This is a genomic window from Pseudoalteromonas citrea, assembly GCF_000238375.3.
In the GTDB taxonomy this organism is placed as follows: domain Bacteria; phylum Pseudomonadota; class Gammaproteobacteria; order Enterobacterales; family Alteromonadaceae; genus Pseudoalteromonas; species Pseudoalteromonas citrea.
Map to the genome: position 1 here is coordinate 237,164 of NZ_AHBZ03000022.1, position 20,641 is coordinate 257,804.

A 20,641-nucleotide genomic window follows, 5' to 3' on the forward strand; every position below is an offset into this window, starting at 1 on the left:
TCTAAAAAGCGACTTGGACCGATTTTTACTACATCATGCCGCCCATTCCACCCATACCGCCCATGCCGCCCATATCTGGTGCTGCTGGTGCTGCTTCTTGTGGGATTTCTGCAACCATTGCTTCAGTGGTGATCATAAGACCTGCAATCGATGCTGCAAATTGTAGTGCAGAGCGTGTTACTTTAGTTGGGTCAAGAATACCCATTGCAATCATATCGCTGTATTCACCGTTTGCTGCGTTGTAACCATAGTTACCTTCACCACCTTTAACGTTGTTTACAACAACAGAGGCTTCATCACCCGCATTTGATACGATTTGACGAAGTGGTGCTTCCATCGCACGAAGCGCTACTTTAATACCGTGGTTTTGATCTTCGTTGTCACCTAGTAGTTCTGTAAGCTTGTTCGCTACACGTACTAGCGCAACACCACCACCTGGTACCACACCTTCTTCAACCGCTGCGCGTGTTGCATGTAATGCATCTTCTACGCGGTCTTTTTTCTCTTTCATTTCAACTTCAGTCGCTGCACCAACTTTAATGACTGCAACACCACCAGCAAGTTTCGCCATGCGCTCTTGAAGCTTTTCTTTGTCATAGTCTGACGTTGCTTCTTCAATTTGTGCTTTAATTTGTGAAACACGACCGTCGATACCGTCTTGCTCACCTGCACCATCAATGATTGTTGTGTCATCTTTGGTGATCACAACGCGCTTAGCAGTACCTAAGTCTTCAATTGTTGATTTCTCAAGCTCTAGACCAATCTCTTCAGAGATAACTGTACCACCCGTTAGAGTTGCGATGTCTTGTAGCATTGCTTTACGACGGTCACCAAAGCCTGGGGCTTTAACCGCAGCAACTTTAACAATACCACGCATGTTATTTACAACGAGCGTTGCCAGTGCTTCACCTTCAAGGTCTTCAGCAATAATAAGTAATGGCTTACTTGTTTTAGCAACCGCTTCTAATGTAGGCAGTAATTCACGGATATTAGAGATTTTTTTATCAACTAACAGAATAAGTGGGCTATCTAGTTCAACAGCGCCTTTTTCTGCGTTATTGATGAAATAAGGAGAAAGGTAACCACGGTCAAACTGCATACCTTCAACAACATCTAGTTCATTCTCTAGAGATTGACCTTCTTCTACTGTGATAACGCCAGACTCACGGCCTACACGCTCCATTGCATTGGCAATGATTTCACCAATTTCTTTATCTGAGTTTGCAGAGATAGTCCCTACCTGAGCAATTGCTTTAGTATCAGCACATGGTACTGACAATGTTTTAAGCTCAGCAACAGCAGCAATGACTGCTTTGTCGATACCGCGCTTAAGGTCCATTGGGTTCATACCCGCAGCAACGGCTTTTAAGCCTTCGTTTACGATAGACTGTGCTAATACTGTTGCTGTTGTTGTACCGTCACCCGCTGCATCATTTGCTTTAGATGCAACTTCTTTTACCATTTGTGCACCCATGTTCTCAAACTTGTCTTCAAGTTCGATCTCTTTTGCAACAGATACACCATCTTTGGTGATCACTGGTGCACCAAATGACTTGTCTAAAATAACGTTACGGCCTTTAGGACCTAAAGTAACTCGTACTGCGTTCGCTAGCGTGTTTACACCCGCAAGCATCTTTGTGCGTGCGTCGTTTGCAAAGAATACTTCTTTTGCTGCCATGATTAAATTCCTCTAAATTTGAATGCTTTGAAAGTTGAAAAGTAGGATTAGCCTACAATGCCTAAAATGTTGTCTTCACGCATGATCAGGTACTCTTGACCTTCGATCTTTTCAGTTTTTTCAACGTAAGAACCAAACAGTACTGTGTCGCCTGTTTTTACTTCCAGTGCTCTTACTTCGCCATTGTCTAAAACACGGCCGTTACCTACAGCAACCACTTCACCGCGTGTTGATTTTTCTGCAGCAGAGCCAGTTAATACAATACCACCAGCAGATTTTGTTTCTTCTTCAAGACGCTTGATGATTACACGGTCATGTAAAGGACGAATATTCATAAAATTTGTTCTCCTAACAGTTTCTGCATATACAGAAAAAAAGTTAATTTTCAGTTGCCATCATTAATGGGGATGGCATTTTTAAAACCCAAGTAAAAATTGTAATTTTTTTAATCTTTTCGCTGATACTCACCTTCAATGGTGCTTGATTGCTCTTGCACACCTTCGGTTTTATCAAACTGTGATGGTGGTCGCTCAAATGGATTTTGTTGCGCGTGGTGTGAAAAGCCTCCTTGCTGAGCCGACATTTTGGCATGCATTTGTGCGCCAATTTGCTTAACCAACGCATTTGCTAAATGCACTCGAATAGCAGGAGTTAATAACATAAAACCGATTACATCTGTCATGATCCCGGGCGTCATCAATAAAACACCGGCAATGATCACGCACAAACCACTAAACAATTCACTGGCTGGCATTTGCCCTTGCGCCATTTGCCCTTGTACATTGGTAAATGCACTGAGGCCTTGTTGTTTTACCAACTTCGCACCAATGACCGCAGTCAGCACGACCAATGCAATGGTTGCAAAGCCACCGATAATATCACTGACTTGAATTAATAAAGCTATTTCTATAATTGGAATGACAATAAACAGCACAAATAAAATACGAAACATACTTTCTCCTAACGCTTATGAAAGATAAATATGGGTGATCAGGTCTCATTTCAAGCCAGCGCAATACGCTTGGGAATTTTGAGTCAATCCGCTACTATGATCTTGATTTAAATTTCACACATATGATGTCTGTATGATGCCACAATTACACCGGTGTTTTAAGAAAATGCGCCTATCATTCGCACATCACTATGTTGGCTGAATATATATGTAACAAAAACTTGCCGCTGATGGGAACAAACCGTTATACATCAGGGTCTGCCTAATTACGGCAAATTAAGTAATACACAGGACAACAACGCTGTTGTTTAAACACAGTCAGATCATATCAGCACTTAATCGTTGAATTGAGCGTATAGTAAAAGATTGTTTCTGATATAGATGAGGTACTCAATTAATGAGATTGTTGGTTTTTCTTTTTTCTTTAATATGGCTATTGCCAGTGCATGCAACAAACACTGTACTCGACAGCCTGTTAGCACCTAAACAAGACACATTTTTACCTGTTGATGAAGCATTCAAGTTTGACTTTGATCAGCAAGGTAACATTCTATTTATTGGCTGGGATATAGAACCTGGATATTACATTTATCAGAAGAAGCTTGAGATCATCGCCAAAGAGGCGAGCATCAAAATCCCAACCTTTGCCGAAGGCGTTATTATTGAAGACGAGTTCTTTGGCAAAACCCCCGTGTACTTTGATTCCTTTTCCGTAGTGTCAAAGTTAAGCGATATAAAAGAAGGTGCCGTTGTTAAAGTACGCTATCAAGGCTGCGCGGAGGCTGGGCTTTGCTACCCGCCCGAAGTGATCACAATCCCATTAACGCCACTGTTAAGCTCATCAAATGCAAGCAGTAGCATCGATACGAGCAACACAACAGATGCTGTAGTGTCAAACGAGACAAGTGAAAATTCAGAAGACCTTTCTTTTGCAGAGCAACTTGCTCAGCAAAGCTTTTTAACGAATTTAGCTATCTTCTTTGCTGTTGGGGTTGGCTTAGCCTTTACCCCGTGTGTGTTTCCCATGTTCCCAATCCTTTCAAGCCTCATTGCTGGTCAACAAGGCTTATCGACTAAAAAAGCATTTCGCTTATCGTTTGTTTATATTCAAGGGATGGCAGTTACCTATGCTGCGCTGGGTTTAGTTGTTGCGGCTCTGGGCGGCCAAGTGCAAGGGTATATTCAACACCCTGCTGTACTAATTAGCTTTAGTTTACTGTTTGTACTTCTCGCCATGTCGATGTTTGGCTGGTACGAAATAAAGCTGCCTAGCAGCATGATGAATAAACTGACCTCTGTCAGCAATAAGCAACAAGGTGGCAGCTACTTTGGCGTCTTCTCTATGGGTGTATTGTCAGGCTTAATTGCTTCCCCTTGTACTACCGCTCCCTTATCAGCGGCATTGCTCTATGTTGCGCAAAGCGGTGACTATGTTGTCGGTGGCGTTACACTGTATGTATTGAGTTTGGGCATGGGATTACCTTTATTACTGCTCGGCACATCAGGTGGTAAGCTACTACCCAAAGCTGGTGGTTGGATGGAGCAAGTTAAAACACTGTTTGGATTCATCATGCTCGTGGTTCCGCTCATTCTGCTTGAGCGTATTTTAGACTTTAACACCATTTTACTGATGGCTGCAGGCTTAATGGCTGCAACAGCGCTGTATTTGCACTATTGGCAAAGCACGCAAACGGCTGGAAAACTGAAAACCCTATTATGGGCTTGCGCTAGTGTGTTATTGCTCGTTAGTGCGTTAACAACAAAACAAGTATTGTTGCCTAGTCAAAATACCACGGTACAGTCCGCTGACGCAGTCAGTAAAAAAGAGTTTAACCTACTAGCAGACCTTGCAGCGTTGAAAGCAGCCACCAGTGAGGCCAATAACAACGGTCAAATTGCCATGGTTGATTTGTATGCTGACTGGTGCGTTGCCTGTAAAGAGTTTGAAAAATATAGCTTCCCAGCAGAGAACGTCCAAGCTGAGTTTAAACATTTCTCACTATTGAAACTTGATCTAACCGAAACAAATGAGACCAGCATTGAGATCATGGAAGAATACACGGTGTTTGGTCTGCCCAGCATTTTGTTCTTTGATAAACAAGGCAATGAAATGCCTGAGCTTAGAGTCACCGGCTACTTAGATGCCGATGAATTTGCCGCTCACCTTCAAAAAGTCCGTACCGCTCTTCAATAAAGTCGAATAAAGAAGAGAAAGGCTCACTTTCTCTTCTTTTGCGTTATTTTCATTTATTTCTCACATCTGCTCATTAGACCAGTATTTTGCTGCTATTTACCTCGAACTCTCTATAATAGTCTGCGAACGTGAGAAAAAGTTGCTATTTCTTGTTGAACAGCTTAAGTTAACTTATAGAGCAAGCTAAATTACTCGTTAGTTTTATATTTAAGGGAATTTCACGCATTATGTCTACACAGTTACAGATTTTAGTCTTAAATGGCCCTAACTTGAATATGCTAGGGCGCCGCGAGCCGCAGAAATATGGCACACAGACGCTAAACGACATTATGCAGCCCTTAACTGACTACGCAAAACAGCACAATGTGACGCTCACACACCTGCAAAGCAACAGCGAAGCAGAGCTTATAAATGCAATACATGGTGCGTGGCAAAAAATAGATGCCATTATCATTAATCCCGCAGCGTTTACACATACGAGTATCGCACTGCGCGATGCATTATTAAGTGTCTCTATACCTTTTTATGAAGTGCATATTACCAATGTATATGCACGAGAAGCCTTTCGCCATCACTCTTACTTTTCAGACGTGGCGCAAGGCGTTATATGTGGATTAGGCGCAATGGGCTATCAGGCAGCTTTAATGGCTGCGATTAGCACATTGCACAGCGAAAATAACTCAAATTAACTAACAGGCGGGTCATTGTATGGATATTCGCAAGATCAAAAAACTTATCGAATTAGTAGAAGAATCAGGCATTGCAGAACTAGAAATCACCGAAGGTGAAGAATCAGTACGCATTAATCGTTATAGTAATGCACCTGTAGTCGCTGCACCTCAGCAGTTTGCAGCGCCTATGGCACCAGCACCTGCTACGGCAGCGGCTCCGGCTCCAACAGCTGAAGCGCCTGCGGCTCCTGCTGCGCCGGCTGGTCACCAAGTCCTTTCTCCAATGGTTGGTACTTTTTACACTGCCGCTTCTCCAGAAGCGCCTGCCTATGTAGAAGTTGGCTCTAAAGTAAATGTTGGCGACACGTTATGTATCGTTGAAGCAATGAAAATGATGAACCAAATCGAAGCTGACAAAGCGGGTGTGGTTAAAGCGATCCTAGTAGCAAATGGCGAACCAATTGAATTCGACCAACCGCTATTCATCATCGAATAATCACGCACTTTTAGAAGGCAAACGCTATGTTAGATAAAGTAGTCATTGCAAACCGAGGTGAAATTGCACTTCGCGTATTGCGTGCCTGCAAGGAACTTGGGATCAAAACTGTCGCTGTGCATTCAACAGCAGACCGTGATCTTAAGCACGTCTTGCTTGCAGATGAAACCATTTGTATCGGTAAACCAGCAGCAACTGAAAGCTACCTAGATATTCCGCGTATCATCGCAGCTGCAGAAGTCACCGACGCCGTTGCTATTCACCCAGGATACGGCTTTTTATCAGAAAATGCCGACTTTGCTGATCAGGTTGAGCAAAGTGGCTTCATTTTCATCGGCCCTAAAGGCGACACAATTCGTATCATGGGTGACAAAGTTGCCGCTATTGAAGCGATGCGTAAAGCTGGAGTACCGTGTGTACCAGGCTCTGACGGCCCATTAACTGAAGACCAAGATCGCAACGTACAAATCGCCAAGCGTATTGGTTACCCAGTTATCATCAAAGCCGCAGGCGGCGGTGGTGGCCGTGGTATGCGTGTTGTACGCAGTGAATCAGAGCTTATTGACTCTATCGCATTGACACAACAAGAAGCCAAGCAGTTCTTTGGTAATGGCATGGTCTACATGGAGAAATTCCTAGAAAACCCACGTCATATTGAAGTTCAGGTATTAGCTGATGGCCAAGGTAATGCAGTTCACTTAGGTGAACGTGATTGCTCAATGCAGCGTCGTCACCAAAAAGTGGTTGAAGAAGCACCTGCGCCAGGTATTACTGAAGAGATGCGTAAATTCATCGGTGAACGCTGTACCCGTGCATGTATTGAAATTGGTTATCGCGGTGCAGGTACATTTGAGTTCTTGTATGAGAATGGCGAGTTCTATTTCATTGAAATGAATACGCGTATTCAAGTAGAGCACCCTGTTACTGAAATGGTAACTGGTGTCGACTTAATTAAAGAACAGCTTAAAATCGCAGCAGGCCAACCTTTGTCATTCACACAAGATGACGTTGTGATCAGAGGCCATGCAGTTGAGTGTCGTATTAACGCTGAAGATCCAGACTCGTTTATTCCATCACCAGGTAAAATCACCCGATTCCATCCTGCTGGCGGTTTAGGTATTCGCTGGGACAGCCATATTTACGCTGATTACACAGTTCCTCCTCATTATGACTCAATGATTGGTAAATTAATCACGTATGGTGAAAACCGTGATGTGGCTATTGCACGTGCACGTAATGCGTTAAATGAACTCGTTATCGACGGGATCAAAACCAATACACCACTGCATAAGAAAATTCTTGCAGATGAAAACTTCCATAATGGCGGCACAAACATCCACTATTTAGAGAAGAAATTAGGCATTGCCTAATTACATCGCAACTCAGAAAGTCGGCTTGTAGTCGACTTTCTTGTTTTTAATCTAGGTATTTCACTAAAATAGAAGAAAAATTAACCGTTTGATTTACAGATAGTTAAATTTATTACATTTCCTAGTGACAAGGCTTTTAAAAGTTTTTATACTGCATCCCGCTTGCTAATACTTTCAAGCAAAAATTCAATATGACATTTCTTATCATATTGCTGATGGCCCCTTAGCTCAGTTGGTTAGAGCACACGACTCATAATCGTTAGGTCCCCAGTTCGAGTCTGGGAGGGGCCACCATTTCATTCGTTAGTTTTCATATTAAAAGCATCCTTTTACAGTTATCAATTCATCATTACTAAATCACTTACTATTATTGATATTCCTATAAGTAGGTATCAATTTCTTTTCTTATGAAAAAAGATGATGACTATCAAAACTTCACTTTATTCTTCGAAGCGAGCTCCTTCTTGTAACGAATTAGAGAACCCTTGCACTATACAAACTAAATGTACAAAGCTTAAGGTAATTTTCATTTTAAGGACGGCCGGTTGGAAGCAAATAATTGCTTGGATTAATAAGATGACTCAGCTGTTTTCTAGATCATATATCTATCTGAGTTCATCCAATAAGGATGACCAAATATTGCTATAGATCCATAGCTTTATACATAGAACGGGAGTGTAGAAAAACAGCAGCAATGCATATAAAGGTTAAGTAAGCATATACATAAAGGACCACATGACTAACCCGCTAAAGCAAGAAGGGCACGCGGCCTACACTCACAATAATACTGTTCTTATGATCTTTGAAATAGATGTTAAATCTGTAATGCGACTTTGTGCCTCGGCTTTTCCTACACCTTGGATAGCCTCATAATCATCTAAAAAAAATGCGCTATCATATTGTTTAGTTTGATAGTTTTTGACATAAACCAAAACATAACAGTACATAGATATTTGATCTAGCGCCCTAAAAAAATCAATATCTGACGCCGAAATTGTTGGCTTTATTTGATCTTTTAACTCATTTATAAATACATGCTTTACATAGACAGAGCGTGCATTCAATGTGTACTTTGAGACGTCTTCCACAGCTTGATCCGTTACTCTTTCTGATTTTATATCATCAATGATCAACAGGTGCGGCGAATATGTATTATTTTTTAACGCTTCATCAATATCCATATCAATATTTGCATAACGACGATAATTAGGTCTTTGAGCTAAATTATGAAACCAACATTTCAGCTTTATTTGTGCTTCTTGAAACATATCTACCTCCTAATATCTTTTCAAACCCAATCTCTCGTCTAGCCGTACCTAGCACTTAAATGCACAAATACCGAGCAAAGAACACAATGACTATTACCGTATAAAACTATACTCCGAGCAATATAAATATGTTCATATTCATTAAATTAGCACAACACTATCAACACAAATGTAAATAGTTGCTGCAAAAGCATTAAAAATACAACAAGTAACAAACTAATCGTAGCCAGCTTTAAGATTAATTGCCCCCGACGAATGCTGAGGGTCATTACAGCACAGACTCTCATCTTTGAATCTCTCTACTAAAACTCGCACATTTGCACTGATTCACTTACAATGTGATCCTATCCATAGCAACGGTGCTATATAGCGATACGATTCTACTTTGTTGACTTAATAATAATTTTTATCAACACAAGACTATTAAAAAGAATATGTTAGTATTGCTAAGCAGTGTAAGGATTTAAATTATGAATATTGAATTGTTGGTAAGTAAAGCTAAGCAAGTTTGTGATAACAAAGGGGCCCGCTTTACACCAATTCGTGAAAAAGTGTTCCGCCTATTGGCAAGTAAACAAGGTGGTGTTGGCGCTTATGACTTATTAGAAGAGCTAAAACTCACAGAGAGCGGTGCAAAGCCAGCCACGATTTATCGTGCACTCGATTTTTTGTCTGAGCTAGGTTTCATTCACAAAATCGAAAGTGCCAATGCTTTTATGCTTTGCCATCATTTTGATCACATTCACCCAGTTCAGCTATTGATCTGTGATACATGTGGCCATGTTGATGAGTTACACTCTAGTATTATTTCTCATGAATTAAATAACTTAGCGGCAGAAAAAGGGTTTATTGTCAGCGCACAAACCATAGAAGCACATGGTCAATGCGAAAAATGTAAACAGTAGAGGCAATAGCCTGTAAAAAGCACTACACTGATATACTGGCAACGTGCATTATTAAATAAAAAAGAACAAGGGAACCACTAATGAAGGTAGAGTTCATCAATCCTTTTTTGGCATCTTTAATTAACGTACTATCGACAATGGCACAAACTGAGCTGACTCCAGGGAAGCCAAAAGTCAAAAAAGACGAAGTGGCTCGTGGAGATGTATCAGGCTTGATCGGTATGGTTGGTCCACAGACGAAAGGATCATTTTCAATTTCTTTTGATGAGAGCCTTGCACTGACCATCATGGAGCGCATGCTTGGCGAACGTCCTGACGGCATAAACGAAGAAGTGACAGACATGGTTGGAGAAATAACCAACATGGTCACTGGTGGCGCAAAGAACTTGCTAGGTGAAAAAGGCTATGACTTTGAAATGGCAACACCCATTGTCGTCTCGGGTACTGGGCACACCATTACCCACAAATGTGATGGCGCAAAATTAATGATGCCGTTCACATCTGAAGATGGCAATGCGCATATTGAGGTTAGCTTCGACACTTTATGAGTTGGCAGCAAATATTGATAAAACTCTCGGCAAAGCGCCGAGGTTTTCATCTTATTGATGGAGAAATCGTACAGCATTTACCGCAAATACAAGACTATCACGTAGGCTTGTTACATTTATTTCTCCAACACACCTCCGCCAGCTTAACGATTAATGAAAACGCAGATCCGACTGTACGTATGGATTTAGAAAGCCATTTTAATCATTTTGTACCTGAGCGTCAGGCGTATTATAAGCATGACTATGAAGGAGATGACGATATGCCTGCGCACATTAAATCGAGCACCTTAGGCTGCGAACTCACTATCCCTATTAAACGAGGCCAATTGCAGTTAGGAACTTGGCAAGGCATTTATTTAGGTGAGCATAGAGATCATGCTTCAAGCCGAACTGTTATAGCAACGCTACAAGGCGCCAAAAACTAAATAAGTGTTTTTCGTTACGAAATATATTGATAACCCACGCGTGGTGTCACATTACAAAGCAATTCATACGCAATGGTATCAGCACACTCTGCTACTTCCTCTACCGCTAAATTTGGCCCCCACATTTCGACTTCATCACCCACTGCAACCTGCTCACTATTCATACCAATATCAACCGTGATCATATCCATAGAGACACTGCCGACAATGCCATAACGATGCCCTTTAATAACCACCGGAGTCCCTTGTTTGGCATGTCGCGGATAACCATCTCCATAACCCATGGCAACTATGGCGAGTTTGCCTGCTTTGTTACTTTGCCAACGACCGCCATAACCTACTTGTTCTCCTGCAGGTATATCACGTATCGCGATAACTTTAGTCGTTAACCGCATAACCGGTTTCAAACCATGATCAACACCTTTGCAGTTTAGCATGGGTGATACTCCATAAATCATTAGCCCAGGCCGGATCCAATCACAGTGACTCTCAGTCCAACCTAAAACCCCCGCGGAATTAGCCAAACAAAGCTGTTCATTATGATCATTAGTGAGCTGTTTAAATGCCGTAATTTGATTTTGCGTACGGGCGTTGTTTAGATCATCTGCACATGGGAAGTGGGTCATCAAATTCACGGCACTGTGTGTATTTTTACTCGCTTTCAAACGATGATAAAACCCCTCTAACTGTGCAGGTTCAATCCCTAAACGGTGCATGCCTGTATCAATTTTTAACCACGTTGCGATTGGGGCATCAAGCTCTGCAGATTCCAGCATAGCCAATTGGTTTTCATCATGAATGATAGTTTGGAAATTATTGGCCAGTAAAATCGGTAAGTCACTTTTATTGAAAAAGCCTTCAAGCAGAACTATGGGCTTTGTAACCCCTCCAGCGCGCAAAGCCAGTGCTTCATCAATTCGTGCGACAGCAAAGGCATCAACACTCGTCAGGTGCTGAGCAATTGTCACTAAGCCATGGCCATACGCATTCGCTTTGAGTACCGCCATCACTTTGCTGTGAGGCGCCAGCTGTTTAGTCTTTGACAAATTGTATGACAAAGCCACTAAATCAATTTTAGCAATCGCAAGTCTCATAATGCTCCACTACTACCCGATACTGCCAGCTTAGTACTTTAAACTTTAGTACTTCAAACTTTAGTACTCGTCGTCTACAGCTGGCCCAGTATAATTATCAAATCGAGAGTATTGACCTTGGAACGTTAACCTAACCTTACCAATCGGTCCGTTACGCTGCTTTCCGATAATAATCTCTGCCACGCCTTTATCCATACTGTCTTCGTTATACACTTCGTCTCGATAAATAAACATGATCAAATCGGCATCCTGCTCAATAGAGCCTGATTCACGTAGGTCAGAGTTAATTGGTCGTTTATCTGCACGTTGCTCTAGAGTACGGTTAAGCTGAGATAACGCTACCACAGGACATTGTAGCTCTTTCGCTAGTGCTTTTAAGGAACGAGATATTTCTGCTATCTCTAAAGTACGATTATCAGATAAGGATGGCACACGCATTAGCTGTAAGTAATCAACCATGATCATGCTGATCCCCCCGTGGTCGCGGGCAATACGCCGAGCACGTGAACGCACATCTGTTGGAGTTAGACCTGATGCGTCATCTACGTACATTTTCCCTTTCTCCATGAGTAGTCCCATGGTTGAAGACAATCGTGCCCAGTCATCATCATCAAGCTGACCTGTACGCACTTTTGTTTGGTTAATGCGCCCAAGCGATGCCAGCATCCTCATCATGATCTGTTCCGACGGCATCTCCAGTGAATAAATAAGTACCGGCTTGTCTTGCGTCATCGCTGCATGCTCAGCAAGGTTCATCGCAAAGGTCGTCTTACCCATAGATGGACGAGCTGCCACAATGATCAAATCTGATGGCTGTAAACCTGTGGTCATTTTATCTAAATCTGTATAGCCAGAGCTTACCCCTGTAATACCATCTTGCGGTGATTGATATAACTCTTCTATTTTATCAACCGTTTTTTCTAGAATGTTATGTAAGCTTTGCGGCCCTTCACTGCTTTTGGTTCTCTGCTCGGCAATTTTAAATACCTTGCTTTCTGCCAAGTCTAATAACTCATGGCTATCTCGACCTTCTGGATTAAAACCCGCTTCGGCAATTTCATTGGCAACACCAATCATCTCTCGAACAACCGCTCGCTCCCTTACGATGTTCGCATACGCATCAATATTGGCGGCACTGGGCGTATTTTTCGCAATCTCTGCTAAATAGGCAAAGCCACCCACCATCGCCAGTTGATTATTTTTCTCTAAATTCTCAGAGATAGTGATTAAGTCGATTGGCTCACTTAATTCAACCAACTTTTCCATCGCTTCGAAAATAAGCTTGTGGGTACGGGTATAAAAGTCTTGTGCTACGACATGTTCTGCAACTCTGTCAAACGCTTGGTTATCGAGCATTAAGCCACCCAAAACAGATTGCTCTGCTTCAATAGAGTGAGGAGGAACTTTTAAGGAGTCGACTTGGAGATCAGGTTTAGCCATAGCACTACAGTTTTTGCGAATAAGACTGACATTTTATCTTTTTGGCGGGTAACTGCAAAGCAATATATAGTGTATCTTTAAAATGTGCGTCATTACGCTTGAGGTAACGACGCATTGCATCTTAGTTTTTCTTTAACTCTATACGACCGCTGACCGTGTCGATTTCAACATCAGCTTGGCCACCATTTAAAATAAACTCAAGTTCTCTAGAAGGACCATATTTCGCTTTTTCTGCTTTATGTTCACTCAAGTCATTAAAAATATTCCCGCCAGAGTGGGCATCAATATCAAAACGGGCCGAGACATCTTGAGGTAAAAACAATTGTACATCACCACTAACGGTGTCCATATTAATGCTCGCGTTGCCCCCCATTTTTGCCACGCGGATATCAATCTCGCCGTTCACCGTGTTCAAACGCAAATCTTCCAGCTCTTTTATTGTAAATTCAACTTCGCCATTAACGTTCTCTAGCCTGATATCCGTTGCGCTGGTATTACTTTCAATATCGCCATTCACAGCATTAAAGCGTAATTTTCCAGAAGAGTTGTTATCATTGATCTCACCATTAACGGTTTCAAAGCGGATATTCCCTGCTAAATCAGTGGCATCTACATCGCCGTTAACAGTCTCCAATGCGATTTTTCCTGTTAACTTTGTTGCTTTAACATTGCCATTCACCGTCTTTAATTGCGCACCCGCTGATAAATCTGTCGCCGATACATTAACATTTACACCTTCAAAACTCAGTTCACTGGTCTTAGGCATATAAATAGTTAAGGTCGAACCATCGCCGCCGCCATAATTCCATCCTCGGGTACGCTTTGGCATTTTTACGGTAAATTCAGTGACAGATCCTTGCGTTTCTAAAGTATAGCCTTGTGCTTTATCATCTAACGTACCTGTTACCTTAAACGCATTTTTATCCCACGATTTTATCGTTACATCACCACGTTGATTTTCAATCAGTATCTTGCCGTCTTTTGGCACCTCAACTTGTTGGTCAATCTTGTCCCCCGCCAACGCTGCCAAAGGCAATAAAGCGATACTCGCTACTATATTTTTCATTCTGTTCTCCTAAATTTGCTGCCAACGAGGCTCATGAACCTTGTTAATTAAATCCAATTGTTGCTGATACACTTGCGCTAACATCTTTAATAATGCGGCGTTTTCAGGATCATTTTGCAGTGCTAGCTTCACTGCTTGCTCGGCGTTCTCTAGTTCCTGTAATTGGATTTGCCAATCATTTACGATCGCCGGCTGCGTCTCATACTTTACTAACAAAACATGCTTTTGCTGTTCAAAAAAATGGCTCATTGACGCCATCGTGTCATAGTCAGGTTGCTTAACTACAACTTGCCAAGCAACTAAGCCAGCCATAAAGCAGGCCGCAATACCCGTGACCTTTGGCCAATATGAGCTATTGGCAACACTCGTAACCTCGCCGTTAATTGCCCGCTCAATGCCTGGCCACAAATCCTTATCAGGCGCAATTTCACTAGGCTCAGCAATTGATTGAGAAACAAATGTGTCAAAATCTGGTTTATTCATTGTCATACCACTCCATTAACAGCTGCCTAGCACGATGATATTGTGATTTACTTGACCCGACAGCCATTGAGAGCATCGTCGCTATCTCCTCGTGTCTATAGCCTTCAATTGCATGAAGCACAAACACCATACGCGCACGTTCAGGTAAACGTACTATCAGTTTATCTAGCCCATTCAAACCTTTACATAACGTCACACTGCTTTCATCCATCCCCGCACCTTCAATACTTACCACTTTTTGTAACCAATTTTTGTGCTGTCGAAGGTAACTGATAGCAATATTGCTCGTAACGCTATGCAACCAGGTGGTAAATTTTGATTGGCCTTTAAACTGTGCAATTTTATGCCATAACTGCACAAATACTTCTTGTGTAACATCCTCAGCGTAATCTTTATCAGCCAGCAATCGCAAACACAGTGCATAAACCCGCCGATGGTGCTCGCGGTATAACTGTGCAAATGCCGCTTGATCACCTTCTTGTACGCGGCGTATAACAGCATCACTGGAACCATCATCTGATGTTTTTGAAAATGCCTGCTGGGCATCAATTAACATTATCCTGTTCCCTTTATTATTATCAGACTAGCTTGATATAAATGCGCATTACTTTCAAGTTACTAAGTTAGACGTCGTAAAGAGATAAAAAGGTTTAAAGGTGATTTATATTTTTTAAAGTTAAGGAAGTTGATTAGTAAGGAGGGACTAGCCTATTTAACCTCAGGTTTGAATAAGGATTTTGGAATAGAAAATGTTTTAAAAGCAAACTTACGTACAATCCAATGATGATACTTTGCTCGATATCAAGGCGCTTTTATGCAGTAATAGCGGGCTATTACAAATGAAAGCAACGCCGAGAGTGAGAAAAATAGCTTTATTGGGAAAATTCGCTTATCCAGAGCTGAGGTTATTTAGTACATTATTTAAGCGCAATATAGCTTAATGTCAGAGGAGCTTACCTCTTATCACATAAATGTAAAAGTAAGAGTAATGACACCATAGCTATTTGCTAGAAGCGTCAGCATTATTCACCGGTGATGCCTCAGCATGTTTATAAGACCAGCCTAAAAAGTTTAACTGTGCTTGATTCCCTGTTTTGCCAGTACCTATTCTCGATGTTTTCAGTATTTCATCAAAGTGTACGCCGCTGCCACCAGAAGAGTTAATCACCGCACCTCTTACAGAACCATATAGCTGGCCGCTACCAGAGAGCTGAATGGATGTCAGTGGTGCATAAATAGAGGCATAGAGATCCGCAGCGCCATTGACAATGATACCATCGGCCTGATCATAAGATGAATAAATGCTAAAGACCATATGCTCTGTTTTAGCTATGCCTTCTTTTTCAGTAATAATTTGTGCACTTGCACCAAAGTTTGTCTTACCTGTGACAAATACCGTCAAAGTCGCATGCTCTTCGATGGTGATCTTGGTATGGCCTGATAAAGTAAAGTCACCATCAACCAGCCAAATTACATCACCACCGGTTGGTTCACCTTTATCATTCACCGCATTTCCTGGGTTGATAACAATTTCGCCATCGCTGCCCAGATTAAAGTTCTTCATGCCAAACACATACTCAGTATCAACATCACTGTATCCATGTTGTTGTTTTACAACATCAAAAATATAGATGTCATGAGGCTTCGCACTCCTCATCCCCATATCAGTAGCACTTTGGGTAAAGTACCCATGTTTGGGCGTAAAAGTGTACTTCTCTTGAGCGCCAATAGAAAAGTCACTATATTCTGTGCTATCTCCGATTACATCAGCCATATTCAAAGGCAGTGCTAACGGATCGCACTCTTTATTCGGGTTGTTTGGATCATAATCAGGAGAGCTGGGGTCGTATACTTTTACCGGAGGCACGACTTCTTCTACTGTTGGGTCAAATTGGTAAAATTCATCCGAGTAATGAACACCATTTTGAGTAAAAGCTGCATCATCTGGAAATGTACCAACGCCACCATAGCGAATATCAAGTTCATTCGCACTTACGTTCGCAATATCACTGCCCCAGTTCATCGTCACATCGCCGTGCGCGCGCACATGCCCTGACACAGTACCACCACGATGCATCACAAAACCACGAGACAATACATTGCCGACAACACGAACACCACTACCTGAAGAGATATCTACACCAGTATTCGATTGAATATTACCGATAACCGGAGAGGACCCCTTTAAATACACAATACCTGACGCTTTTACATCCCCTTTAATGGGCGAGTGGCCATTTATGACTACATCTGAATCACCAATCACGGTGTTAACATCGCCATTATTGGTTTTAGTTTCTTCATAGGTGCCTTTTGAAGAATCATAGCTATCTACCGAACCACTGCCGGATAAATTAACCCCTTTACAGCCAGTAACTGCGTTAGCAAATAATGACTCTTCTACTGCTGGCAGATATTCAAATTGTGCAACCAGATAACTATTTGCATCTTGGTTATAGCGAGAACCATGACTCCGGATCTCAATAATATCACCACTTGGATTTGTCACCGTGGTACTATATTGCGCACCACTAACAAGATCATTGGCTTCCTGATCGAGCTGTCCGTGGGTTGCGAGTAATTGGGCTATTGACATGCTGGGAGAATTATCACTTTGGTTTTTAATTGCGGTGATACTGTCTATGACGCCTTTTTCAGCTTGCAGTCTTGCATTAAGCTCTTTTTGAAAGTTACCCGTTAAACGCTCTTGAACAATACTTTCTTGCAAGGCTCCAAACACCACAACACTGGCCATGGTGCTTAGCAGCATAACTTTAATTAAGGTGAAACCGTGCTGACTCGTCATCATATTCACGCTAAAACTCACTAACTATTAATCGGGTAACTGCAATATCAATATCAATACCATTTTTAAATAACGCAGGAACATTATCAGGCGTTATCGTAATACGTGCTAAACGGCCCTGGTGTGAAGTACTAAAACTCAGAGCTTGAACCCCTTTTAATAAATTAACGCTCACTCCGTCTCCGCCAGCTTGCGGGGTAACAGTACACACCAGAAACCCACTCACTAACGTATAGTATTCAGTATAATCAAATGCTGGTGTATCACCATGGCATGATAGAGTCCCACTCACTTGTAGTACTCTCAACGCAATGCCACTATTGTCAACAATAGGCAGGTCATTCGTTTGCTTAATACTGCGGGTAAACACTTGGCTTGTATAACGCACAACCTCTTGTGCATGAGATAGTTCTTGAGTAACAACAATGGTACTTTTAATCGCAGAGTACGACATGCTAACCCCTGCCAGTAAAAACATCCCTGCGGCCATAGCAACCATTAACTCAAGTAACGTATACCCCTTCATTATAATACAGTACACCCATTTACTGGTGTCGATGGTGTTGCTGGAATATACAGCTGTATATAACTGGTATTCAAACTTACTTGATCTGCTATATCATAGTGTGTTTCACCTGATTGAATAGTACGCTTATCTACCCAACTCACAGTAAAAGTCATATCGTTCTTGTTACTCTTATTAACAGCAATTTTTTTTAAATCATAGCGATAGGCAATTGATTGTGCCGGTTTTAGCTGCGCCATAAACGCATCACTTGTAACGTCAATATTATTTGTTTGCACATCACATAAACGTACCCATAAGCGTTCTATCGCATTCTGCCCTTGTATTAGGGATATTGTGTAATCAAAGCTGTTATTGGCAAATTGTAATGATTTTAATTGCGTCGCAGCAAGGCCTAACAAGGCAAGTCCAGCAATGAGCATAGACACCATGACTTCTAGCAACGAAAAACCATTCTTTCTCATGCGCAATTGTTCTCAGCCTTATCAACCCAACTTTGCCCACTTTGTAAAATACACAAGCGTAAATCTGTCGTACTATTATCTTTATCTGTTACTAAGATATTGCTGGCCAAGTTTAGTTCCCCTGTGGAGCGAACAATTCGCTCAACTAGGCCTACATCTATACTTTCATGCAGCGGTTCAAAACGCTTCAGCGTGACAACAACATCATTGCGTGTTGCTTGTACCAACCAACTATTCTCATCTTGCGTAAGTGTAATGATTTCAACACGTTTAACTGCTTCACTACGCGCAAATTTATAAACAGCACTTAAATGATTGGCACTCGTTGTTAAACGATCCTGTTTGATAAAAGCTGCAAATGAAGGCGCTGCTAAGCTGGCTAGTACTGCGATAATGGTTACTGTAATAAGTAACTCTATTAGCGTAAAACCCTGGACTTTTTTATATTTACCAACAATCATTGTCTACTGGCCCTTTTATACCTTGGTGATTAAGTGTCAACGTGCCGCATTTGTCTGTAGCTTGCGGGCCACCAGCTTTAGGCTTAGCCGATAATGAGAATTCAAGACTATTCGTCTCACCACTATCGTCATGTTTATTCTTATGTTCATAGACAAAATCATAGCCATCAGCTGTCTGTGAGATTGGAAATATACCACTATCAGGGTAACCCCCGTTGCGTGAATAAATACGTTCTAATATCGCCGCAATTTGTAACATCTTTTGCTGCGCCTCTGAACGGCGGCTCTCTTGAACATACTGAAAATAAGAAGGCAAGGCCAAACTGCCAAGCACAGCAACAATCAACACCGAGATGAGTAACTCAGTTAAGGTAAACCCTTTTAATGAACGTATTTGCACATAAACTCCAAAACAAATGATAACGCTGTCATAAAACCAATAACAGGAACAAGTATAGACCGAGTTGTCGTTTGTTAATACTTATTTATTAACCAAATTATCACATTCAGCATATATTTAAAAATTATGACGAGCCCAATCTAAATCAATAAAATGAGCAAAATGCCCTTATTAAGAATTTAAACGGTTATGTACATCCTGTGTAGTCATCTTTTTGTTGTTATAACAACCGATTTTTACACTGAAAATATGAATTGTTTTTATTTTTCAGGGGAAGGAAACTAAAAAGCCGCACATTGGCATGCACGGCTTTGCTTAATAAAGATTAAGCTTCAGCAATAACGATTACTTTAATAGTAGCTGTTACGTCTGAATGTACTGCGATTGCAACGTCAAATTCGCCAGTCTCACGGATAGTACCTAGAGGTAGACGAACTTCTGACTTAGCAACTTCAACACCAACAGCTGAGATAGCGTCAGCGATGTCGCGAGTACCGATAGAACCGAATAGCTTACCTTCGTCACCAGCTTTAGATACTAAAGTAACTTCAGCTAATGCTTCAAGTTTGTCAGCGCGTGCTTGAGCCGCAACTAACCCTTCAGCGATTTTCGCTTCTAGTTCAGCACGACGTGCTTCGAAAGTTTCGATATTTGCTTTAGTCGCAGGAACTGCTCTACCCTTCGGGAATAAGAAGTTACGTGCGAAGCCAGATTTAACTGCAACCTGGTCACCTAGGCCACCTAGGTTAGCGATCTTGTCTAGTAGAATAACTTGCATATCTCTACACCTTTTAAAAACTGTTAATCCGCTGCTTACTTATGTAAGTCAGTGTATGGAAGAAGGGCTAAGTAGCGAGCACGCTTGATAGCAGTTGCTAGCTGGCGCTGGTATTTAGCGCTAGTACCTGTGATACGGCTAGGTACGATTTTGCCACTTTCTGTTACATAGTTTCTAAGAGTAGCTAGATCTTTATAATCGATTTGTTGTACGCCTTCCGCTTTAAAACGGCAGAACTTACGACGTCTGAAATAACGTGCCATGAGTAATTCCTCAATTAATTCTTTCAATATGTTGTGCATGTAACACAAGTTGACTCAAACCACTTCGGCTTTCGTGGCGGTTTAAAAAACCGCGGACTTGTATTGCTTGCCCAACGTATAAATGCTGAGTTTGATCCTGGAATGATTCCCCGCTAGCAACCACTTGAAGTCGAACATAACTATTACGGTTAAGGTCTGCTTCAATTTGCATCGATTTATGTTCAAGAACAAAAATGCAATGTGGAATACCAGCAGGACTTTGACTAAATTTGGGTGTTTTACAAATCATGCCCGAAAGCACATATTGATTTGTATACAGGTCAGCCTGTTGTTGCACCGCAAACCCTCAGTCA

24 protein-coding genes and 1 tRNA gene are annotated in these 20,641 nt (G+C 41.7%); 8 read left to right on the forward strand and 17 right to left on the reverse strand.

Translation table 11 applies throughout. The annotated features are described in order from the left end of the window. Positions 1-28 precede the first annotated feature (28 nt). From groL to PCIT_RS15395, 3 genes are all read right to left on the reverse strand, one after another. The gene (gene groL, locus PCIT_RS15385) at positions 29-1,678 is read right to left on the reverse strand and encodes a chaperonin GroEL (protein WP_010365636.1); all 1,650 of its coding nucleotides are present in this window, start codon (positions 1,676-1,678) and stop codon (positions 29-31) included. 47 nt (positions 1,679-1,725) lie between these two features. After that, positions 1,726-2,013 carry a co-chaperone GroES gene (locus tag PCIT_RS15390; RefSeq protein ID WP_010365634.1) on the reverse strand — a complete coding sequence of 96 codons (288 nt, stop codon included), beginning with the start codon at positions 2,011-2,013 and terminating at the stop codon, positions 1,726-1,728. A gap of 110 nt (positions 2,014-2,123) precedes the next feature. Beyond that, positions 2,124-2,630, reverse strand: coding sequence for an FxsA family protein (locus PCIT_RS15395; RefSeq protein ID WP_010365632.1), 507 nt, complete (start codon positions 2,628-2,630; stop codon positions 2,124-2,126). Positions 2,631-3,027: 397 nt separating this feature from the next. On the opposite strand from PCIT_RS15395, the gene PCIT_RS15400 reads away from it, so the two are divergent. The 5 genes from PCIT_RS15400 to PCIT_RS15420 all read left to right on the forward strand — a co-directional run bounded on the left by PCIT_RS15400 (position 3,028) and on the right by PCIT_RS15420 (position 7,655). Continuing rightward, entirely contained in the window at positions 3,028-4,824 is a 1,797-nt protein-coding gene (locus PCIT_RS15400; RefSeq protein ID WP_010365630.1) for a protein-disulfide reductase DsbD, read from the forward strand. A gap of 227 nt (positions 4,825-5,051) precedes the next feature. Further along, positions 5,052-5,513, forward strand: coding sequence for a type II 3-dehydroquinate dehydratase (gene aroQ / locus PCIT_RS15405; protein ID WP_010365628.1), 462 nt, complete (start codon positions 5,052-5,054; stop codon positions 5,511-5,513). Positions 5,514-5,532: 19 nt separating this feature from the next. Further along, positions 5,533-5,991 carry an acetyl-CoA carboxylase biotin carboxyl carrier protein gene (gene accB, locus PCIT_RS15410; protein WP_010365626.1) on the forward strand — a complete coding sequence of 153 codons (459 nt, stop codon included), beginning with the start codon at positions 5,533-5,535 and terminating at the stop codon, positions 5,989-5,991. A 26-nt stretch (positions 5,992-6,017) separates the two neighbouring features. Next, a complete protein-coding gene (gene accC / locus PCIT_RS15415; RefSeq protein ID WP_010365624.1) occupies positions 6,018-7,361 on the forward strand; it encodes an acetyl-CoA carboxylase biotin carboxylase subunit in 1,344 nt (447 codons plus the stop codon). 217 nt (positions 7,362-7,578) lie between these two features. Next, a tRNA-Ile gene (locus PCIT_RS15420) sits at positions 7,579-7,655 on the forward strand. A 482-nt stretch (positions 7,656-8,137) separates the two neighbouring features. Here PCIT_RS15420 and PCIT_RS15425 read toward each other — a convergent pair. Beyond that, positions 8,138-8,629, reverse strand: a complete 492-nt coding sequence (locus tag PCIT_RS15425) for a hypothetical protein (protein WP_010365622.1) — start codon at positions 8,627-8,629, stop codon at positions 8,138-8,140. Positions 8,630-9,099: 470 nt separating this feature from the next. Here PCIT_RS15425 and PCIT_RS15430 point away from each other — a divergent pair, with 470 nt between their 5' ends. From PCIT_RS15430 to PCIT_RS15440, 3 genes are all read left to right on the forward strand, one after another. Further along, positions 9,100-9,534 carry a transcriptional repressor gene (locus PCIT_RS15430; RefSeq protein WP_010365619.1) on the forward strand — a complete coding sequence of 145 codons (435 nt, stop codon included), beginning with the start codon at positions 9,100-9,102 and terminating at the stop codon, positions 9,532-9,534. 80 nt (positions 9,535-9,614) lie between these two features. Continuing rightward, a complete protein-coding gene (locus PCIT_RS15435) occupies positions 9,615-10,082 on the forward strand; it encodes a chemotaxis protein CheX (protein WP_010365617.1) in 468 nt (155 codons plus the stop codon). Beyond that, the gene (locus PCIT_RS15440) at positions 10,079-10,507 is read left to right on the forward strand and encodes a secondary thiamine-phosphate synthase enzyme YjbQ (protein WP_010365615.1); all 429 of its coding nucleotides are present in this window, start codon (positions 10,079-10,081) and stop codon (positions 10,505-10,507) included. The genes PCIT_RS15435 and PCIT_RS15440 overlap by 4 nt, the downstream gene beginning before the upstream one ends. Positions 10,508-10,521: 14 nt before the next feature. On the opposite strand, the gene alr is transcribed toward PCIT_RS15440, so the two are convergent. The 13 genes from alr to priB form a co-directional block, all read right to left on the reverse strand. Continuing rightward, positions 10,522-11,601, reverse strand: coding sequence for an alanine racemase (gene alr, locus PCIT_RS15445; protein WP_010365613.1), 1,080 nt, complete (start codon positions 11,599-11,601; stop codon positions 10,522-10,524). A 60-nt stretch (positions 11,602-11,661) separates the two neighbouring features. Continuing rightward, the gene (gene dnaB / locus PCIT_RS15450) at positions 11,662-13,041 is read right to left on the reverse strand and encodes a replicative DNA helicase (RefSeq protein WP_010365611.1); all 1,380 of its coding nucleotides are present in this window, start codon (positions 13,039-13,041) and stop codon (positions 11,662-11,664) included. A 121-nt stretch (positions 13,042-13,162) separates the two neighbouring features. Beyond that, positions 13,163-14,107, reverse strand: coding sequence for a DUF4097 family beta strand repeat-containing protein (locus PCIT_RS15455; protein ID WP_010365609.1), 945 nt, complete (start codon positions 14,105-14,107; stop codon positions 13,163-13,165). Between the two features lie 9 nt (positions 14,108-14,116). Further along, entirely contained in the window at positions 14,117-14,590 is a 474-nt protein-coding gene (locus PCIT_RS15460; RefSeq protein ID WP_010365607.1) for a hypothetical protein, read from the reverse strand. Further along, on the reverse strand, positions 14,583-15,146 hold the full coding sequence (locus tag PCIT_RS15465; protein ID WP_010365605.1) for an RNA polymerase sigma factor: 564 nt from the start codon (positions 15,144-15,146) through the stop codon (positions 14,583-14,585). Before PCIT_RS15465 ends, PCIT_RS15460 begins: the two co-directional genes overlap by 8 nt. A 444-nt stretch (positions 15,147-15,590) precedes the next feature. Beyond that, positions 15,591-17,399 carry a polymer-forming cytoskeletal protein gene (locus tag PCIT_RS15470; RefSeq protein ID WP_021032238.1) on the reverse strand — a complete coding sequence of 603 codons (1,809 nt, stop codon included), beginning with the start codon at positions 17,397-17,399 and terminating at the stop codon, positions 15,591-15,593. A gap of 7 nt (positions 17,400-17,406) precedes the next feature. Continuing rightward, complete coding sequence (locus tag PCIT_RS15475; protein ID WP_010365602.1) at positions 17,407-17,922, reverse strand: PilW family protein; 516 nt, start codon at positions 17,920-17,922, stop codon at positions 17,407-17,409. Continuing rightward, on the reverse strand, positions 17,922-18,386 hold the full coding sequence (locus PCIT_RS15480) for a type IV pilus modification PilV family protein (protein ID WP_010365600.1): 465 nt from the start codon (positions 18,384-18,386) through the stop codon (positions 17,922-17,924). Before PCIT_RS15480 ends, PCIT_RS15475 begins: the two co-directional genes overlap by 1 nt. After that, positions 18,383-18,847, reverse strand: coding sequence for a GspH/FimT family pseudopilin (locus PCIT_RS15485; RefSeq protein WP_010365598.1), 465 nt, complete (start codon positions 18,845-18,847; stop codon positions 18,383-18,385). The genes PCIT_RS15480 and PCIT_RS15485 overlap by 4 nt, the downstream gene beginning before the upstream one ends. After that, positions 18,834-19,247, reverse strand: a complete 414-nt coding sequence (locus tag PCIT_RS15490) for a type IV pilin protein (RefSeq protein WP_010365596.1) — start codon at positions 19,245-19,247, stop codon at positions 18,834-18,836. Before PCIT_RS15490 ends, PCIT_RS15485 begins: the two co-directional genes overlap by 14 nt. Positions 19,248-19,572: 325 nt before the next feature. Then, positions 19,573-20,025 carry a 50S ribosomal protein L9 gene (rplI, locus tag PCIT_RS15495; protein ID WP_010365594.1) on the reverse strand — a complete coding sequence of 151 codons (453 nt, stop codon included), beginning with the start codon at positions 20,023-20,025 and terminating at the stop codon, positions 19,573-19,575. A 35-nt stretch (positions 20,026-20,060) separates the two neighbouring features. Further along, positions 20,061-20,288: a 30S ribosomal protein S18 gene (gene rpsR, locus PCIT_RS15500; protein ID WP_002962753.1), complete on the reverse strand. Its 228-nt coding sequence runs from the start codon at positions 20,286-20,288 to the stop codon at positions 20,061-20,063. Positions 20,289-20,298: 10 nt separating this feature from the next. Continuing rightward, a complete protein-coding gene (gene priB, locus PCIT_RS15505; RefSeq protein ID WP_010365572.1) occupies positions 20,299-20,625 on the reverse strand; it encodes a primosomal replication protein N in 327 nt (108 codons plus the stop codon). Positions 20,626-20,641: the final 16 nt, after the last annotated feature.

Excerpts from the sequence above, each read along its gene's own strand:
- PCIT_RS15480 (WP_010365600.1), bottom strand. The coding sequence starts at position 18,386 with ATGAGAAAGAATGGTTTTTCGTTGCTAGAAGTCATGGTGTCTATGCTC.
- PCIT_RS15440 (WP_010365615.1), top strand. The coding sequence starts at position 10,079 with ATGAGTTGGCAGCAAATATTGATAAAACTCTCGGCAAAGCGCCGAGGT.
- PCIT_RS15395 (WP_010365632.1), bottom strand. The coding sequence starts at position 2,630 with ATGTTTCGTATTTTATTTGTGCTGTTTATTGTCATTCCAATTATAGAA.
- PCIT_RS15435 (WP_010365617.1), top strand. The coding sequence starts at position 9,615 with ATGAAGGTAGAGTTCATCAATCCTTTTTTGGCATCTTTAATTAACGTA.
- alr (WP_010365613.1), bottom strand. The coding sequence starts at position 11,601 with ATGAGACTTGCGATTGCTAAAATTGATTTAGTGGCTTTGTCATACAAT.
- PCIT_RS15470 (WP_021032238.1), bottom strand. The coding sequence starts at position 17,399 with ATGATGACGAGTCAGCACGGTTTCACCTTAATTAAAGTTATGCTGCTA.
- PCIT_RS15475 (WP_010365602.1), bottom strand. The coding sequence starts at position 17,922 with ATGAAGGGGTATACGTTACTTGAGTTAATGGTTGCTATGGCCGCAGGG.
- PCIT_RS15390 (WP_010365634.1), bottom strand. The coding sequence starts at position 2,013 with ATGAATATTCGTCCTTTACATGACCGTGTAATCATCAAGCGTCTTGAA.
- PCIT_RS15425 (WP_010365622.1), bottom strand. The coding sequence starts at position 8,629 with ATGTTTCAAGAAGCACAAATAAAGCTGAAATGTTGGTTTCATAATTTA.
- PCIT_RS15430 (WP_010365619.1), top strand. The coding sequence starts at position 9,100 with ATGAATATTGAATTGTTGGTAAGTAAAGCTAAGCAAGTTTGTGATAAC.
- PCIT_RS15465 (WP_010365605.1), bottom strand. The coding sequence starts at position 15,146 with ATGTTAATTGATGCCCAGCAGGCATTTTCAAAAACATCAGATGATGGT.
- PCIT_RS15460 (WP_010365607.1), bottom strand. The coding sequence starts at position 14,590 with ATGAATAAACCAGATTTTGACACATTTGTTTCTCAATCAATTGCTGAG.
- rpsR (WP_002962753.1), bottom strand. The coding sequence starts at position 20,288 with ATGGCACGTTATTTCAGACGTCGTAAGTTCTGCCGTTTTAAAGCGGAA.
- PCIT_RS15485 (WP_010365598.1), bottom strand. The coding sequence starts at position 18,847 with ATGATTGTTGGTAAATATAAAAAAGTCCAGGGTTTTACGCTAATAGAG.
- groL (WP_010365636.1), bottom strand. The coding sequence starts at position 1,678 with ATGGCAGCAAAAGAAGTATTCTTTGCAAACGACGCACGCACAAAGATG.
- aroQ (WP_010365628.1), top strand. The coding sequence starts at position 5,052 with ATGTCTACACAGTTACAGATTTTAGTCTTAAATGGCCCTAACTTGAAT.
- PCIT_RS15400 (WP_010365630.1), top strand. The coding sequence starts at position 3,028 with ATGAGATTGTTGGTTTTTCTTTTTTCTTTAATATGGCTATTGCCAGTG.
- PCIT_RS15455 (WP_010365609.1), bottom strand. The coding sequence starts at position 14,107 with ATGAAAAATATAGTAGCGAGTATCGCTTTATTGCCTTTGGCAGCGTTG.
- dnaB (WP_010365611.1), bottom strand. The coding sequence starts at position 13,041 with ATGGCTAAACCTGATCTCCAAGTCGACTCCTTAAAAGTTCCTCCTCAC.
- rplI (WP_010365594.1), bottom strand. The coding sequence starts at position 20,025 with ATGCAAGTTATTCTACTAGACAAGATCGCTAACCTAGGTGGCCTAGGT.
- accC (WP_010365624.1), top strand. The coding sequence starts at position 6,018 with ATGTTAGATAAAGTAGTCATTGCAAACCGAGGTGAAATTGCACTTCGC.
- accB (WP_010365626.1), top strand. The coding sequence starts at position 5,533 with ATGGATATTCGCAAGATCAAAAAACTTATCGAATTAGTAGAAGAATCA.